Raw genomic sequence first — 16,835 nt, forward strand, 5'->3', positions numbered from 1 at the left:
ACTTGATGTCAGGCGTTCAGCCAGCATTCGGCGAGCGCGTAGCCGTCCATCATCTCGCCGATCGGGCTCTTGGCGAAGCCGCCGATCTTGTTGGTGGCGGCGTCGATGAACTGGTTGAAGAAAGGCACGATCAATCCGCCTTCGTCGCGCATCAGCACGGCCATGTCGTGATAGATCGCCTTGCGCTTGTCCTGGTCGAGCTCGCCGCGCGCTGCAAACAGCATCTTGTCGAACTCGGGCCGCTTGAAACGCGTGTCGTTCCAGTCGGCGTTCGACACATAGCCGGTGGAATACATCTGGTCCTGCGTGGCACGCCCGCCCCAGTAAGACAGCGAGAAAGGCTGCTTGTTCCAGACCTCCGACCAATAGCCGTCGCCAGGCTCGCGCTTGATCTCGATCTTGATGCCTGCCTTGGCGGCGCTCTGCTGATAGAGCTGTGCCGCATCGACGGCCCCGGGGAAGGCGACGTCGGAGGTGCGCAGCAGGATCGAGCCGCTGTGGCCCGACTTCTTGTAGAGCGCCGCAGCCTTTTCCGGGTCGAACTTGCGCTGTTCGATGGCCGAAAACAGCGGATAGGCCTCGTTGATCGGGAAGTCATTGCCGACCGAACCGTAGCCGCGCAGGATCTTTTCCAGCATCTCGTCGCGGTCCATGGCGAGCTTGAGCGCCATCCTGAGATCGCCGTTGTCGAAGGGCGCGGTGTCGCAGAACATGTTGAACGGGTAATAGCCCTTGCCCGAAACGTTCTCGATGCTGACGCCGGGGATGCGCTTGACGAGATCGACCACCTTCGGCTCGACGCGATTGATCATGTGCACCTGGCCGCCTTGCAGGGCCGCCAGCCGCGCCGTCGCATCGTTGATGACGACGATCTCGACCTGGTCGGCATGGCCCGCCTTGTCGCCCTGCCAGTAATTGGCGAAGCGCTCGCCGCCGTGGCGCACGCCGGGCTGGTTGACGGTCACCTTATAGGGGCCGGCGCTGATGCCCGCGTTCGGATTGTCCTTGCCGCCATTGGGCTGGATGACGAGATGATAGTCGGCCATCAGATAGGGGAAGTCGGCATCGGCGTCGGCAAGCGTGACGACGACCTCCTTGCCGTTGGCCTTGATGCCCTTGATGTTCTTGAGAATGCCGAGTGCGCCCGACTTCGACTTCTCGTCGGCGTGGCGCTCGATGGTGGCCGCGACATCCTCCGCGCCGACCGTCTTGCCATTGTGGAACTCGATGCCGTCGCGGATCTTGATCGTCCAGGTCTTGGCATCCGGGGAAGCGCCGATGTCCTCGGCGATCAGGTTGACCAACCTGTTGTCGGGGGTGAGGCGAACCAGATATTCGCCCCACTGCTTGCCGAAGCTGAAGGTGACCTGGCTGAGGTTCAGCGCCGGATCGAGGCTGTTGGTCGATTCGCCGCCCTGCAGGCCGGCCTTGAGAATGCCGCCCTTGACCGGCGTCTGCGCGAAGGCTTTCCCGGCCAGCGTCGTTGCCAGCGCCGCCGACATGCCCAGCGCCGCGGTGCGCCCGAGAAAGTCACGCCGCGATATCCGGCCTTGGCCGGCGAGTTCAGCGAGATGGTCGAGTTCAGTCTTCATGTCCTACCCCTTTTTGAAACAACCGCACACAGGCGATGCCGTCCGAAGGACGTCTGACCCTCCAGTGTTGCATCCGGATGACGTTCGTCATCTCCTTGACTGGCGAACCGCTGGCTAGTTCCCGGCGCTCGCCATGCGTCGCCCCTTGATCGCCTTTTCCAGCCAGCCGATCTCCATTTCCGGAACCGAGGACAGCAGGAGGTCGGTATAGGCATCGAAAGGCGGTGTGAGCACCTTGCTTTTGGAACCGTAACGGACCACCTCGCCGCGATACATCACCGCGATCGAATCGGCGATCGACCTTACCGTCGCAAGGTCGTGGGTAATGAAGAGATATGCGACCTTCTCGTGCTGCTGCAGGTTCAACAGAAGCTTGAGAATGCCGTTGGCCACCAGCGGGTCGAGCGCCGAGGTCACCTCGTCGCAGATGATCAGCTTCGGTTTGGCGGCGAGCGAGCGGGCGATGCAGACGCGCTGCTTCTGGCCGCCCGACAGCTCCGCCGGATAGCGGTCGAGGAAGCCTTTGCCCATCTCGATCTCGTCGAGCAATTCGGCGACGCGCCGGTCGCGCTCACGTCCCCGCATGCCGAAATAGAACTCCAGCGGCCGGCCGATGATGGTGCCGACGGTCTGGCGCGGGTTCATGGCCACGTCGGCCATCTGGTAGATCATCTGCAGCTGCCGCAGATCCTCCTTCGGCCGGTCGGCAAGTCGGTTGGCAAGCGGGCGCCCGTCGAAGGTCACCGTGCCCTGTTCGGGCGGCAGGAGCCCTGTGATGGCGCGCGCCAGCGTCGACTTGCCGGAGCCGGACTCGCCGACCACCGCCAGCGTCTGGCCGGGATAGATATCGACGGAGACGTTCTTCAGCACCTTGACATGACCGCCGCCATACGCGGCGGTGACGTTCTTCACGGACAGGAATGGCGAGACGCCGGGTTTCTGCTCGGCGTGTTCGATCTCGTGCACTGACACCAGAGCGTTGGTGTACTCCTGGCGCGGCTCCTTGATGATCTGGCGGGTGCCGCCCCATTCGACCAGCCGGCCGTGGCGCAGCACCATGATCTCGTCCGACACCTGGGCGACGACGGCGAGGTCGTGGGTGATGTAGAGCGCGGCCACATGCGTGTCGCGGATGGCGTCCTTGATCGCCGACAGCACGTCGATCTGCGTCGTCACGTCGAGCGCCGTCGTCGGCTCGTCGAAGACGATCAGGTCCGGTTCCGAGCACAGCGCCATCGCCGTCATCACACGCTGCAGCTGGCCTCCGGAGACCTGGTGCGGGAAACGCTCGCCGATGGTTTCGGGATTGGGCAGGCTCAGCTTCTTGAACAGCGCGACGGCGCGTTTCTCGGCCTCCGCGCGCGTCGCCCTGCCGTGCAGGAGGGTGGCTTCGACAACCTGGTCCATCAGCCTGTGCGCCGGGTTGAACGCCGCTGCCGCCGACTGCGCGACATAGCAGACCTCGCGGCCGCGCAGCCTGCGGAAACCTTCCTTGCCGCCCTTGAGGATGTCGCGGCCGTTGAGGAGCACCTCGCCGCCGGTGATGCGCACGCCGCCGCGCCCATAACCCATCGAAGACAGGCCGATGGTCGACTTGCCGGCACCGGATTCGCCGATCAGGCCGAGCACCTTGCCCTTTTCCAGGGTCAGCGAGACGTCGTGGACGAGCGTGATGGTCTTTGGCGCTTCGCCCGGTGGGTAGACCATGGCTTCGATGCGCAGGTTGCGGATATCGAGGAGCGGGCTGGATTTCGCTTTGCTGTCGGCCATCATCCGCGTCCTCCTTTCAGGCTTGTCGTGCGGTTGAGCACCCAGTCGGCGACGAGATTGACCGAGATCGCAAGCGCCGCGATCGCGGCCGCCGGTATGAGCGCCGCGGCAATGCCGAAGACGATGCCGTCCTTGTTTTCCTTGACCATGCCGCCCCAGTCGGCATCCGGCGGCTGTACGCCGAGGCCAAGAAAGGAGAGCGTCGACAGGAACAGCACGGCATAGATGAAGCGCAGGCCGAGTTCCGAGACCAGCGGCGACAGCGCATTGGGCAGGATCTCGCGGAAGATGATCCAGGTGCTGCCTTCGCCGCGCAGCTTGGCGGCTTCGACATAGTCCATGACGTTGATGTCGACGGCCACCGCGCGCGACAGGCGGTAGACGCGGGTCGAGTCGAGAATGCCCATCACCAGGATCAGCGTCACCAGGTTTGTCGGCAGCACCGAGAGCACGACAAGGCCCATGATCAGCGTCGGGATCGACATCAGAAGATCGACGAGGCGCGACAGCAGCGTGTCGAACCAGCCGCCGAACACCGCCGCCGAAAAGCCGAGAATGGCGCCAAGCGAGAAGGACAACGCCGTGGCGAGCACTGCGATGAAAAGGGTGATGCGCGCACCATAGATCATGCGCGACAGCAGATCGCGGCCAAGGTTGTCGGTGCCCAGCCAGTGCGCCGCCGACATGGGCTCCCAGACGTCGCCGACGATCTCGCCATTGCCGTGCGGCGCAAGCCACGGCGCGAAGATGGCCGCCAGCACGAACAGGGCCGTCAGCACCAGGCCGACCAGCGCGGGCACGGGGATGCGTTTGATGTCGAGCATGCCCGCCCTCTTCATTTGGGATGCCTCAGGCGCGGATTGGCGACGATTGCCGCTATGTCAGCGATGATGTTGAGGCCGATATAGACGGCGGCGAAGATCAGTCCGACCGCCTGCACCACCGGCACGTCGCGCTTGGTGACGTGATCGACCAGATACTGCCCCATGCCGGGATAGACGAAGATCACTTCGACCACGACCACGCCGACGATCAGATAGGCGAGGTTGAGCATGACGACGTTGATGATCGGCGCGATGGCGTTCGGGAAGGCATGTTTGCGGATGACCGCGAAAGCCGAGAGCCCCTTGAGCTCGGCGGTCTCCACATAGGCCGATTGCATGACGTTTAGGATCGCAGCGCGCGTCATGCGCATCATATGGGCAAGCACCACCAGCGTCAGCGCCGCCGCCGGCAGCGCGATCGCCTGCATGCGTTCACCGAAAGGCATGCCGTCATAGACGGTCGAGATGGCGGGGAACCACTGATGCTGAACCGCGAAGTAGAAGACCAGCAAGTAGCCGATGAAGAATTCCGGGAAGGAGGTCGAGGCGAGCGCCAGTCCCGAGATCAGCTTGTCGACCCAGCCATTGCGGTAGCGCACCGCGATCAGGCCAAGCGTTATGGCCAGTGGAATGGCCACGATCGCCGCCCAGAAGGCGAGGAAAAGCGTGTTCCACAGCCGGCCCTTGATCGATGTTGCGATATCCTGTCCGCTCGACATGGCGGTCCCGAGATCGCCGGTCAAAACGCCGCCGAGCCAGCGGAAATACCTGATATAGGCCGGATCGTTGAGCCCAAGCTGCTCACGCAGATTGGCGAGCGATTCCGGTGTCGCCGACTGCCCTAGGATGGCTTGCGCGACGTCGCCGGGCAGGATCTGTGTGCCGGCGAAAATCAGGACCGAGACGGCCAACAAAAGGAGGATGCCCAGCGCGACGCGCTGGGCCACCAGTTTCACGATGGGTGAGGACATCTGGGCAAGGCCGGCTCAGGCTTCGAGCCAGCACTTTGCCAGGGCATAGCCATTCATCAACTCCTGGTGCGGATCGTCCACCCAGCCGCCCACCTTGGCGCCGGTGGCGTCGATGAACTGGTTGAACATCGGCAGGATCAGGCCGCCTTCGTCGCGCACCATGACGGCCATGTCGTGATACATCGCCTTGCGCTTGGCCTCGTCCAGCTCGGCGCGCGCCGCCAGCACCATCTTGTCGAAATCCGGGCGCTTGAAACGCGTGTCGTTCCAGTCGGCGGTCGACAGGTAGGCGGTCGAGTACATCTGGTCCTGGGTCGAGCGTCCGCCCCAATAGGAGGCGCAGAAGGGCTGCTTGTTCCAGACCTCGTTCCAGTAGCCGTCGCCCGGCTCGCGCTTGAGCTCGATCTGGATGCCGGCCTTGGCCGCGCTCTGCTGGAAAAGCTGGGACGCGTCGACGGCGCCGGGAAAGGCGACGTCGGAGGTCCTGAGCAGCACCGCGCCGTCATGCCCCGACTTCTTGTAGTGGAACTTGGCCTTGTCCGGATCGTATGTGCGCTGCTCGATCTCGGTGAACAGCGGGTAGGCGGCATTGATCGGGAAATCATTGCCGAGCGAACCGTAACCGCGCAGCACCTTCTTCAGCATTTCTTCGCGGTCGATCGCCAGCTTCAGCGCCATCCTGAGGTCGTTGTTGTCGAACGGCGCCGTATTGCAGTGCATGATGAAGACGTAGTGGCCCGGTCCCGCATGGTTGCGGATGGTGACGCCCGGCACGCGTTTGATCAGGTCGACGATCTTCGGCTCGACGCGGTTGACCATGTTGACCTGGCCGCCCTGCAGGGCGGCCGTACGGGCCGTAGCGTCGTTGATGACGATGATCTCGATCTGGTCGGCATGGCCCATCTTGTCGCCCTGCCAGTAATTGGCGAAGCGCTCGCCGCCATGGCGCACGCCGGGCTCGTTGGTGGTGACCTTGTAAGGGCCCGCCGAGATGCCGGCATCGGCCTTGTCCTTGCCGCCATTGGGCTGGACGATCAGGTGGTAGTCGCTGAGCAGGTAGGGCAGATCGGCATTGGCCTCCTTCAGCATCAGCACCACTTCCTTGCCGCTGGCCTTGATGCTTTCGATGCCTTTCATGTAGCCGAGCGCGCCGGACTTCGACTTCTCGTCCGAATGACGCTCGAGCGTGGCGGCGACGTCTTCGGCGGTCACCGTCTTGCCATTGTGGAATTCGACGCCGTCGCGGATCTTCAGTGTCCAGACCTTGGCATCGTCGGACGAGCCGATCTCCTCGGCGATGCGGTTCTCGAGCTTGCCCTCTGGGGAAAGCTCGACGATCAGTTCGCCCCACATCTTGCCGAAGGCGAACGGCACCTGCGTCATGAACAGGGCTGGATCCAGGCTGTTGGTGGACTCGCCGCCAACCAGGCCTGCCTTGAGCGTGCCGCCCTTGACCGGGCCGGCTGCGCGCGCCGCGCTCGAAAGCAGTGAGTTGGCGAAGGTCGCGGTGACGCCGAGCGCTGCCGCCCGGCCGAGAAAATCCCGACGGCTGAGCTTGCCTGAGGCGACGCGTCGGCTAAGGAATTCCAGTTCGTTTGACATTTTGAGTTCCTCACTCTGTTGGTTCGACCTTAGTGGTCGTTTTCTTGTTTCTTGTGAGGGGAATAATGACCGCAAGGGAAAGCGGTAAGCAAGACCGAATGCGACATGCTGTGGCGTAAATGGCACGTCGCAATTGGACCAATGCCTTGCCGCTCAAACAAGCGAGCGCGGAACCGCCTGTTCAAAATCGCGTTCGAAGACGAGTTTTTCGCCTTCGTAAGCTTCAATTCGGGCGCTTACGATGAAGTTTTTGGCGTCCGAGCGTATTTCGGCCGATGTTTCGGTGCGCACCGACCATCCGCTTCGCGACAGGGTTTGCGTCCAATGCGTCCGTCCCCCAGCCGACAACGGATCGTCCGGATGGATCGTCCAGGTCTCGCGGGCGATGCTGCCGTTCGCCAGGCCATGTGCAAGATCGCGCACCTCGCCGAAATCGTCTTCTATGGAAAGCGTGACGATGCCGGTCTTCTCGTCGCGGTCGACGCGGCGTTCCGAATTGGCCGGGCGGATCGTCTCGGTTGCCCAGGGGGAAGCAGCCTCCGGCGCGGCGAACGTGACCTCGTCGCCCGTCGCCAGCGGGCGCAGCGGCAGCTTCAGCGTCGCCGCCGACAGGCTCAGGCGGACCGGCTCCGGCGAGGGCCAGATCATGGGCCAATAGGCGTTCGAGACGGCTATGCGCAAATGGTGGCCGGCCGGCACGCGATAGGCGCACTGGTCGAGCACGACGCGTGCCGAAACGCTCTCGCCGGGGACAAGCGCTTGCGGGAATTCGTGCGAGAGGCGATGCGTCAGGTTGAGCACGCCATAGGAGATCAGTTCGGAGGCGCCATCGGGATGCACGTCGCAAAGCCGCACCGCGATGTTGGCCTGCGGGCGGTCGCAGGATAACCGGACGTCGACTTCCGGTGCGCCGACGACGTCGATCGCCTCGGCGAGTTCCGGCTGGTCGAAACACACCGACAGCGCGTCGTCGGGACGCTGGTCGCCCGGCAATTCCGGGCCGAAGGTGAACGGGAAATACTCACCGCCGGCCAGCCCACAGCTTTGCGGCGAAGCGATGGTGACGGATTTACCGCCCGCCGGGATCAATTCGATCGTTTGCGTCTTGATGTCGGGCGAAGGCCACTGCCGCTCCGCCACCCAGCGGCCCGGCCGTTCCGGATGCCAGCGCGCCGGCCGCACGCTGTCCATCACATAGGCGCGGTAGGCCGGGTCGGCCTCGACGCCGGTCTCGACGCCCTTTAGCCAGCGGTCCCACCAGCGTAGCGCTTCCTGCAGGAAGCCGATTGCCGGCTGGGGCCCGGCATAATGCGGGTATTTGTGGATCCAGGGGCCGACGATGCCTTTGACCGGCGCCTCGATGTTGGCGACGAGATGCGAGATGGTGTTGCGGTAGCCGTCATGCCAGCCGCCGATCGACAGCACCGCGGCCTTGACGGCGGAGAAATCCTCGCAGATCGAGCCGCGTTTCCAGTAGGCGTCGCGGTGCTGGTGGCCAAGCCAGAGCGGCAAAAGGAACGACTGGTTCTCCAGTCGGCTGAGCCACAGGTCGCGCCATCTGTTGTCGCCCGCCAGCAGCGGGTCCGGCGGCCGTGACGAATAGGACAGCATTGTCGAGGCCCAGCCGAAATTTTCCAGCAGCAGGCAGCCGCCCTTGTAGTGGATGTCGTCGGCATAGCGATCAACGGTCGAGCACAGGCTGATGACCGCCTTGAGCGCCGACGGCTGCATGGCTGCCACCTGCAGGCAGTTGAAGCCGCCCCAGGAAATACCCATCATGCCGACATTGCCGTTGCACCAGGGTTGAGCCGCCGCCCAGGCGATGACGTCGCAGGCGTCCTGCAACTCCTGCTCGGAATATTCGTCGTCCATCAGCCCTTCGGAATCGCCATTGCCGCGCATGTCGACACGGATCGAGGCATAGCCGTGGCCGGCGAAATAGGGATGCGTCAGCTGGTCGCGAAAGATGGTGCCGTCGCGCTTGCGGTAGGGCAGGTGCTCGAGGATGACAGGCACCGGATCGTCGCCGGCATCTTCCGGCATCCACACCCGCGCCGACAGCCGGCAGCCATCCGGCATAACGATGCCCATATCAGGGAATTCGACGACCTTGCGGGGAAACTCGGTGACGGTTTTCATGGCGCGCATAACGCCTCGCGGCGCGGCAAGTTTCAATCGCCATTCGCGACTGGAGCAGTGGAATATGCGACCTGTGCCGCTGCTTGGTGCCCTCAGTTCAGCGGAATGTCGTTCTCGGCCTTGTTGGCCTGGTAGTCGCCAGAGAGCGCTTCATAAAGTGCTGCAATCTTGCCGATGCGCGCCTCCAGCCGCCCGCGTTCCGCCTCGGGCAGTGCCCGCACCAGCCTGCGGATCGAAAAGCTCTTCCAATAGGCGTTCTCGGCATTGTAGCCGCCGGGATCGAGGGTGAAGACCTCTTTCAGGATTTTCAGATCGTGCGGGATGGCAAAACTGTCGCGCGAATCCTCGTGGCTGAACAGATAGTAGAAATTGTCGAAACCGGTCCAGGTGATCGCCGACAGACAGAGCGAACAGGGCTCGTGCGTGGCCAGGAAGATGGCCTCCGTGGTGTCGACACGTTCGGCGCTCGGCATTTCGTAGAAGCGTTTCAGGCAGTGCACTTCGCCATGCCAGAGCGGGTTTTCGATCTCGTTGTTGGTTTCGGCCAGCACCAGCGAGCGGTCGCCTTTCTTCAGGATCGCCGCGCCGAACAGCTTGTTGCCATGGGCGACGCCTTCCTGCGTCTTCGGCACGATGTCGTGCTCGATGACGTCGAGCAGGCGGTCGATCAGCGAAATGTCGGTCATCAAAGGATCTCGTCGGGGAGATGAATCTCGTAGGCGTGCGAAAAATGGAATTCTTCGAGATTGGAGCCGTCGCCGCCACGGTCGACGATCAGGAAATCCTGGGGCTCACCCAATGGCGTCAGTACGCCGTGCCATAGATTGCGTGAATAATTGATGCCTTGCCCTGGCTTGGTGATGAAGGCATGCGGCTCGGCCGGACCGTCCTTGCCGTCATGACAGACGACCACCATGAACGGTCGTGGCGACAGCGGGATAAAGGCCTGGCTGCCGAGCGGGTGACGCTCGACCATGGTCAGCGCCAGCGGCAATTCGTAAGGCGTGCCGCGCACCATCGAGATCAGCACGCGCGCATTCGGCCCTACCGCCTCGGCGGTCGCCAGATCATGGTAGCGCTCGGCCTTGCCGCCATTGATCGGGTAGTGGTTGTCGCCGCCCATGTCGATGACATCGCCGAACGGGGCAAAGCCCTCGCGGGTCAGCGGCCGCGCGACGATGCGGGTCACGGCGCACGCCCCGCGATCCCGGCACTGCCGAGCTTGGCGTGCCGGTTGACGTCCTTGTAGAGCAGATAGCGGAATTTTCCCGGTCCGCCGGCATAGCAGGCCTGCGGACAGAAGGCGCGCAGCCACATATAGTCGCCGGCCTCCACCTCGACCCAGTCCTGGTTGAGCCGGTAGACGGCCTTGCCTTCCAGGACATAGAGCCCGTGCTCCATGACATGGGTCTCGGCAAAGGGAATGACCGCGCCCGGTTCGAGGGTGACGATGGTCATGTGCATGTCATGGCGCATGTCGGCCGGATCGACGAAGCGCGTCGTCGCCCAACGGCCGTCGGTACCGGGCATCGGCGTCGGCCCGATGTCCTGCTCGTTGGTGAAGAAGGCTTGCGGGACCTCGAGGCCGCTGACGGACTCATAAGCCTTGCGTATCCAGTGAAAGCGGACAGCCGCATTGCTTTCGTTGCGAACAGTCCAGCCGCTCGACGGCGGCAGGAAGGCGAAGCCGCCCGGCCGCAAGACATGTCTTTCGCCGGCAAGCAGGACGGTCAGTTCGCCTTCGACCACGAACAAGGCGCCCTCGGCGCCGGCATCGGGTTCCGGCCGGTCGCTGCCACCGCCGGGCGCGATCTCGACGATGTACTGCGAAAACGTCTCGGCAAAGCCCGACAGCGGCCTCGACAATATCCAGACGCGGGTCTTGTCCCAGAATGGCAGGGCGCTGGTGACGATGTCCTGCATCACGCCCTTGGGGATGACGGCATAGGCCTCGGTGAAGACGGCGCGGCCGGTCAGAAGCTCACTCTGGCCGGAATGGCCGCCATGTGGAGCATAATAGGTTCGCTCGGGCATCCTGATCGTATCCATGGGTTCAAACCTATTGCGGAAGCATGTCCTTGAGGCGGAAGAGCGCGATGCGCTCGACCTGTTTGCAGGCGGTCTCGAATTCGACGCCGCGGCTGTTGCCGATGCGCCTTTCGAACTCCGCCAGGATTTCTTGCCTGGTCTTACCCTTCACCGCGATGATGAACGGGAAACCGAAGGTGGTGACGTAGGCGGCATTGAGCTTGGAAAACAGCTCGCGCTCCTTGTCGGTCAGCTCATCGAGGCCGGCCGAAGCCTGTTCCCTGGCCGATTCAGCCGTCAGCCGCCTGGCCCTTGCCAGCTTGCCGGCAAGGTCGGGATGGGCGTTGAGCACGCCGAGCCGCTCCGTTTCGCTTGCGGCGCGGAAAACGCGGCAGAGCGCATTGTGCAGGCCGCCGGCGCTGTCGTGCGCCGGGCCAAGTTCCAGCTCGTAGGCGCGCTCGGCTATCCACGGCGAATGTTCGAAAACGCCGCCGAAAGCATGCACGAAGGCCTCGAATTCCATCCTCGAAGGGCGCAGCACCGGCTGCTTGTATGGATGGGTCTCGCGCCAATGCCTGGCGATGTCGATACGCCGCGCCAGCCAGACCTTGTCGTGCGACTTCACATAGTCGACGAAGCGCTTCAGCGCCGCCACCCGCCCCGGCCGCCCGACGAGGCGACAGTGCAGGCCGATATTCATCATGCGCGGCCGCCCAGCCTTGCCTTCGGCATAGAGCGTGTCGAAACTGTCCTTCAGATAGGCGAAGAACTGGTCGCCCGAGTTGAAGCCTTGCGGCGTGGCGAAGCGCATGTCGTTGGCATCGAGCGTGTAGGGGATGATGAGCTGTGGCCTGTCGGTCCCCTCATCCGCGAACCAGTAGGGCAGTTCGTCGTCATAAGTGTCTGAGACGTAGTCGAAGCCGCCTTCCTCCGCCACCAGCCGCACGGTGTTGACCGACGTCCGGCCGGTGTACCAGCCCGTCGGGCGCGCGCCTGTCACTTCGTAGTGCAGCCGGATCGCCTCCTTGAGGTCGCGGCGCTCGTCCTCGGCGCTGTGGTCGCGGTAGTCGATCCATTTCAGTCCGTGCGAGGCGATCTCCCAGCCGGCATCCTGCATCGCCGTCACCTGATCGGGCGAGCGGGCGAGTGCCGTGGCGACGCCGTAACAGGTCACTGGCACCTCGGCCTCGGTGAACAGGCGAAGCAGCCGCCAGAAGCCTGCCCGCGCCCCATATTCGTAGATCGATTCCATGTTCCAATGGCGTTGGCCCGCCCAGGGAGCCGCGCCGACGATTTCCGACAGGAAGGCCTCCGAAGCCTTGTCGCCATGCAGGACGCAGTTCTCGCCGCCTTCTTCGTAATTGACGACAAATTGCACGGCCACATGCGCGCCACCGGGCCATTTGGGATCCGGCGGATTGGCTCCGTAGCCGCGCATGTCTCTGGTGTAACGCATCGTCCCTCCCACGGGGCATCGCCCGAAGTATGATCAGGATATCGAAAGGGTGCTTCTCGCATTCCCCCGAAAATTTTTGAAAGTGTTTTTGTCGCACTCCGCTCGACCGGGACTTATGCATCGCCTTTAATTGGCGCACAATTCATCAGCAATGTTTGGCTGTACCGGCCGGTTTGTTCGTATTGGAATGGGAGGCGGACAATGGCAGAAACGTCGAAAGTCGATGGCGGACGTCTGACGACCCACGTGCTGGATACGGCAACCGGCAAGCCCGCGGCGGGATTGTCGATCGCGCTCTACCGGATCGATGGCTCGGCCAGGACGCATCTGAAGACGGTCGCCACCAACGCCGACGGCCGTTGCGACGCACCGCTTTTGGCCGACGCGGATTTCCAGACCGGCGAATACGAGCTGGTTTTCGCCGCTGGTGACTATCTGCGGCGCCAGGGAACGAAACTGCCCGAGCCGGCCTTCCTCGACACCGTGCCGATCCGCTTTGGCATGGCGGATGCCGTGCACTATCATGTGCCGCTGCTCGTCTCGCCCTATGGCTATTCGACTTACAGGGGGAGCTGAGACGTGGCCGAGGTCAAGATCCGTAACGATATTCGTTTTATCCTCAACGGCAGGGATGTCGTGCTGTCATCCGTGGCGCCTGACGCGACCTTGCTTGACTGGCTGCGGCTCGACCGATCGCTGCGCGGCACCAAGGAAGGCTGCGCAGAGGGCGATTGCGGCGCTTGCACCGTGCTGGTCGGCAGGCTTTCCGCCGGCGAACTGGTCTATGAAAGTGTCAACGCCTGCATCCGCTTTCTGGGTTCGTTGGACGGCACCCATGTCGTGACGGTCGAGCATCTCCGTGGAACGCCGGGCCAGTTGCACCCGGTGCAGCAGGCGATGGTGGATTTCCACGGTTCGCAATGCGGCTTCTGCACGCCAGGTTTCGTCATGTCGCTTTACGGCTTGTGGATGAAATCACCGGAACCGTCGGACGCGGCCATCGAAAAGGCCTTGCAGGGCAATCTCTGCCGCTGCACCGGCTATGAGGCGATCATGCGCGCGGCCCGCGCCATCTCCAGCTACGGCAAAGCACAGAAGGATCCGCTTGCGCTGGAGCGTCAGTCGATCATGGCCAGACTCGAGGCGATGGGCGACGGGGCACGGATCGAGATCGGCGCCGGCAAGGCGCGGCTCGTCGTGCCGGCTGACGTTGACGATTTCGCCGCCGTGCTCGACAAGGAACCGGGCGCCACCATCGTCGCCGGCTCGACCGATGTCGGTCTCTGGGTGACCAAGCACATGCGCGATATTTCGCCTGTCATCTTCATCGGCAATCTCGACGGGCTGTGCGCCATTGCCGAGGACAAGGACGTGATCTCGATCGGCGCCGGCGTCACCTATTCCGATGCCTTCGCGATGCTGTCGAAACGCATCCCGGTGCTCGGGCCATTGTTCGATCGCATCGGCGGCGAACAGGTGCGCAACATGGGCACGATCGGCGGCAACATCGCCAATGGCTCGCCGATCGGCGACACACCGCCGCCATTCATCGCGCTCGGCGCGCGGCTGACGCTGCGCCGTGGAAGCAAGCGGCGCACGATCCCGCTCGAGGATTTCTTCATCGCTTATGGCAAGCAGGACCGGCAGGCCGGCGAGTTCGTCGAGGCCGTGCATGTGCCGGTTCCGGCAAACGAAACGAAGTTCGCCGTCTACAAGATCACCAAGCGCCGCGACGAGGATATCACCGCCGCCCTCGGCGCGTTTTTTCTGACCTTGGCCAGGGACGGCACCGTGGCCGATATCCGCATCGCCTATGGCGGCATGGCGGCGACGCCGAAGCGGGCTGCGAACGTCGAGAAGGCACTGCTCAGCAAGCCCTGGACCGAAGAAACAGTCGAGGCTGCGATGGCCGAATACGCAACGGATTTCACGCCGCTCACCGACATGCGGGCGAGCGCTGAATATCGGGCTTTGGCGGCGAAAAACTTGTTGTTGCGTTTCTTTGTCGAAACCACCGGCACCAGGGCACCATTCCAGGTGTCGCGCAACGAGGCGGCATGATGAACAAGCACGCCAGCGCCAATTTAAAGGCCGAAAAGATCGTCGGCGGCGTCGCCACAGACCAGCGCCATGATTCCGCGCACAAGCATGTCAGCGGCAGCGCCGTTTACATCGATGATATGCCCGAACCGGCGGGCACGCTGCATGGCTGCCTCGGCTTGGCCACGGCCACGCATGCCACCATCGCCAAAATGGACCTGTCGGCGGCGCGCGCCGCCCCCGGCGTGATCGACGTGCTCACGGCAAAGGATGTGCCGGGCGAGAACGACATTTCGCCGACCGGGCGCCATGACGAGCCGGTACTCGCCGACGGCGAGGTACAGTTTTTCGGCCAGCCGATCTTTTGCGTGATTGCCGAGACGCGCGAGCAGGCGCGGCGCGCCACCAGGCTGGCAAGGGTCGAATACGAGGAATTGCCTTTCGTCACCGACATCGGCGCGCTCGATCCGACCAGGGACAAACTCGTCACGCCGCCTCTGACGCTGAAGCGCGGCGACGCGGCTGCTGCGATCCGTCAGGCCCCGCGCCGGCTGAAAGGAAAAATGCGCGTCGGCGGCCAGGAGCATTTCTACCTCGAAGGCCATATCGCGATGGCGGTTCCGGGCGAGGATCAGGATGTCACTATCTATTCCTCGACCCAGCATCCGAGCGAAGTCCAGCACATGGTTGGTCATGCACTCGGCGTGCCGAGCAACGCCATTACCGTGGAAATGCGTCGCATGGGGGGCGGCTTCGGCGGCAAGGAAACGCAGGGCAACCAGTTTGCAGCGCTGGCCGCGATCGCCGCCAAGAAGCATCATCGGGCAGTGAAAATCCGGCCCGATCGCGATGACGACATGATCGCCACCGGCAAGCGGCACGATTTCCTCATCGACTACGAGGCCGGCTTCGACGATGAGGGCAATATTCTCGGCGTCGACTTCATGTTCGCGGCGCGCTGCGGCTTTTCTGCGGACCTTTCCGGGCCGGTCACCGACCGCGCGCTGTTCCACTGCGACAACACCTATTTCTGGCCGGCTGTGCATGCACAGTCGGCGCCGCTCTACACCAACACGGTCTCGAACACCGCCTTTCGCGGCTTCGGCGGCCCTCAAGGCATGGTCGGCGCCGAGCGTATCATCGACGAGGTGGCGTTCGCCGTCGGCAAGGACCCGCTCGAGATCCGCAAGCGGAATTTCTACGGCACCGCCGACCGCAACGTCACGCCCTACCATCAGGTGGTCGAGGACAACATCATCCACCGCATCGTTGGGGAACTGGAAGAAAGCGCCAGCTATGCAAGGCGCCGGCGCGAGATCTCGGCCTTCAACAACAACAGCCGCTTCATCAAGCGGGGCTTGGCGCTGACGCCGGTCAAATTCGGCATCTCGTTTACCGCCACGCATTACAATCAGGCCGGCGCGCTGGTGCATGTCTACACCGACGGTTCGGTGCATCTGAACCATGGCGGCACCGAGATGGGGCAGGGCCTCAACGTCAAGGTGGCGCAAGTGGTGGCGCAAGAGTTCCAGATCGATCTCGACCAGGTGAAGATCACCGCGACGACCACCGGCAAGGTGCCGAACACCTCGGCCACCGCCGCGTCGTCCGGCACCGACCTCAATGGAATGGCGGCGCAGAACGGCGCCCGCCAGATCAAGGACCGGCTGACCGATTTCGCCGCCGAGAAATACCAGGTGCCACGCGACCAGGTGCTGTTCCTGCCCAACAGGGTGCGCATCGGCAACCAGGAGATACCTTTCGCCGACCTCGTCAAGCAGGCCTATATGGCCCGCATCCAGCTTTCGGCGGCCGGCTTTTACAAGACGCCGAAGATCCACTGGGACCGCGACAAGGGCGAGGGCCGTCCTTTCTATTATTTCGCCTATGGCGCCTCCTGCTCGGAAGTCTCGGTCGACACGCTGACCGGCGAATACATGGTCGAACGCACCGACATCCTGCACGAGACGGGCCGCTCGCTGAACCGCGCCATCGACCTCGGCCAGGTCGAGGGCGGCTTTATCCAGGGCATGGGCTGGCTGACGACCGAGGAACTGTGGTGGGATGACAAGGGCCGGCTGCGCACGCATGCGCCCTCGACCTATAAGATCCCGCTGGCGTCGGACCGGCCTAAGATCTTCAACGTGACACTGGCCGATTGGCCGGAGGCCGGTGAGCCGACGATCCATCGCTCCAAGGCGGTCGGCGAGCCGCCCTTCCCGCTCGGCATGTCGGTGCTGCATGCCCTGTCCGACGCGGTGGCAAGCGTCGCCGACCACAGGATCTGTCCACGTCTCGATGCGCCTGCGACACCGGAACGCGTGCTGATGGCGGTCGAGCGGCTGAAGAAAGAGGCGAAGACCTGACTCCGGCAAAACGTGCAAAACAGGCCGAAAAGGCCTATATTTCCCGA

Annotated in this window: 13 protein-coding genes; 3 read left to right on the top strand and 10 right to left on the bottom strand. The window is 63.5% G+C overall.

Translation table 11 applies throughout. From position 1 onward, the window contains the following. Positions 1-8 precede the first annotated feature (8 nt). From FJ867_RS27250 to puuE, 10 genes are all read right to left on the bottom strand, one after another. Positions 9-1,592, bottom strand: coding sequence for an ABC transporter substrate-binding protein (locus tag FJ867_RS27250; protein WP_140819069.1), 1,584 nt, complete (start codon positions 1,590-1,592; stop codon positions 9-11). Between the two features lie 114 nt (positions 1,593-1,706). After that, positions 1,707-3,362, bottom strand: a complete 1,656-nt coding sequence (locus FJ867_RS27255; protein ID WP_140501254.1) for an ABC transporter ATP-binding protein — start codon at positions 3,360-3,362, stop codon at positions 1,707-1,709. Then, a complete protein-coding gene (locus FJ867_RS27260; RefSeq protein ID WP_140501190.1) occupies positions 3,362-4,186 on the bottom strand; it encodes an ABC transporter permease in 825 nt (274 codons plus the stop codon). The genes FJ867_RS27255 and FJ867_RS27260 overlap by 1 nt, the downstream gene beginning before the upstream one ends. 11 nt (positions 4,187-4,197) lie before the next feature. Next, the gene (locus FJ867_RS27265; protein ID WP_140512803.1) at positions 4,198-5,157 is read right to left on the bottom strand and encodes an ABC transporter permease; all 960 of its coding nucleotides are present in this window, start codon (positions 5,155-5,157) and stop codon (positions 4,198-4,200) included. Positions 5,158-5,172: 15 nt separating this feature from the next. Continuing rightward, a complete protein-coding gene (locus tag FJ867_RS27270) occupies positions 5,173-6,759 on the bottom strand; it encodes an ABC transporter substrate-binding protein (RefSeq protein ID WP_140819071.1) in 1,587 nt (528 codons plus the stop codon). A 153-nt stretch (positions 6,760-6,912) separates the two neighbouring features. Then, on the bottom strand, positions 6,913-8,898 hold the full coding sequence (locus FJ867_RS27275) for a CocE/NonD family hydrolase (protein ID WP_140658474.1): 1,986 nt from the start codon (positions 8,896-8,898) through the stop codon (positions 6,913-6,915). A 92-nt stretch (positions 8,899-8,990) separates the two neighbouring features. After that, positions 8,991-9,584 (bottom strand): nucleoside deaminase, encoded by a 594-nt coding sequence (locus tag FJ867_RS27280; RefSeq protein WP_140650883.1) that lies wholly within the window; start codon positions 9,582-9,584, stop codon positions 8,991-8,993. Further along, a complete protein-coding gene (locus tag FJ867_RS27285) occupies positions 9,584-10,087 on the bottom strand; it encodes an ureidoglycolate lyase (RefSeq protein WP_140567851.1) in 504 nt (167 codons plus the stop codon). The genes FJ867_RS27280 and FJ867_RS27285 overlap by 1 nt, the downstream gene beginning before the upstream one ends. Further along, positions 10,084-10,947 carry a bifunctional allantoicase/(S)-ureidoglycine aminohydrolase gene (locus FJ867_RS27290; protein WP_140501178.1) on the bottom strand — a complete coding sequence of 288 codons (864 nt, stop codon included), beginning with the start codon at positions 10,945-10,947 and terminating at the stop codon, positions 10,084-10,086. The genes FJ867_RS27285 and FJ867_RS27290 overlap by 4 nt, the downstream gene beginning before the upstream one ends. Positions 10,948-10,957: 10 nt before the next feature. Beyond that, entirely contained in the window at positions 10,958-12,382 is a 1,425-nt protein-coding gene (gene puuE / locus FJ867_RS27295; protein WP_140559796.1) for an allantoinase PuuE, read from the bottom strand. 201 nt (positions 12,383-12,583) lie between these two features. On the opposite strand from puuE, the gene uraH reads away from it, so the two are divergent. Genes uraH through xdhB form a run of 3 tightly spaced genes read left to right on the top strand, consistent with a single transcriptional unit; the run spans position 12,584 to position 16,788 of the window. Beyond that, a complete protein-coding gene (uraH, locus tag FJ867_RS27300) occupies positions 12,584-12,958 on the top strand; it encodes a hydroxyisourate hydrolase (RefSeq protein ID WP_140650886.1) in 375 nt (124 codons plus the stop codon). A gap of 3 nt (positions 12,959-12,961) precedes the next feature. Further along, complete coding sequence (gene xdhA, locus FJ867_RS27305) at positions 12,962-14,443, top strand: xanthine dehydrogenase small subunit (protein WP_140650890.1); 1,482 nt, start codon at positions 12,962-12,964, stop codon at positions 14,441-14,443. Next, positions 14,443-16,788 (top strand): xanthine dehydrogenase molybdopterin binding subunit, encoded by a 2,346-nt coding sequence (xdhB, locus tag FJ867_RS27310; RefSeq protein ID WP_140819110.1) that lies wholly within the window; start codon positions 14,443-14,445, stop codon positions 16,786-16,788. The genes xdhA and xdhB overlap by 1 nt, the downstream gene beginning before the upstream one ends. Positions 16,789-16,835: the final 47 nt, after the last annotated feature.

This window comes from Mesorhizobium sp. B2-5-3 (genome assembly GCF_006441005.1).
Lineage (GTDB): Bacteria > Pseudomonadota > Alphaproteobacteria > Rhizobiales > Rhizobiaceae > Mesorhizobium.

Bases quoted from the DNA above. Each gene is read 5' to 3' on its own strand.
- FJ867_RS27290 (WP_140501178.1), bottom strand. From the start codon at position 10,947: ATGGATACGATCAGGATGCCCGAGCGAACCTATTATGCTCCACATGGC.
- FJ867_RS27260 (WP_140501190.1), bottom strand. From the start codon at position 4,186: ATGCTCGACATCAAACGCATCCCCGTGCCCGCGCTGGTCGGCCTGGTG.
- FJ867_RS27265 (WP_140512803.1), bottom strand. From the start codon at position 5,157: ATGTCCTCACCCATCGTGAAACTGGTGGCCCAGCGCGTCGCGCTGGGC.
- puuE (WP_140559796.1), bottom strand. From the start codon at position 12,382: ATGCGTTACACCAGAGACATGCGCGGCTACGGAGCCAATCCGCCGGAT.
- FJ867_RS27250 (WP_140819069.1), bottom strand. From the start codon at position 1,592: ATGAAGACTGAACTCGACCATCTCGCTGAACTCGCCGGCCAAGGCCGG.
- uraH (WP_140650886.1), top strand. From the start codon at position 12,584: ATGGCAGAAACGTCGAAAGTCGATGGCGGACGTCTGACGACCCACGTG.
- xdhB (WP_140819110.1), top strand. From the start codon at position 14,443: ATGAACAAGCACGCCAGCGCCAATTTAAAGGCCGAAAAGATCGTCGGC.
- FJ867_RS27255 (WP_140501254.1), bottom strand. From the start codon at position 3,362: ATGGCCGACAGCAAAGCGAAATCCAGCCCGCTCCTCGATATCCGCAAC.
- FJ867_RS27280 (WP_140650883.1), bottom strand. From the start codon at position 9,584: ATGACCGACATTTCGCTGATCGACCGCCTGCTCGACGTCATCGAGCAC.
- FJ867_RS27275 (WP_140658474.1), bottom strand. From the start codon at position 8,898: ATGAAAACCGTCACCGAGTTTCCCCGCAAGGTCGTCGAATTCCCTGAT.
- FJ867_RS27270 (WP_140819071.1), bottom strand. From the start codon at position 6,759: ATGTCAAACGAACTGGAATTCCTTAGCCGACGCGTCGCCTCAGGCAAG.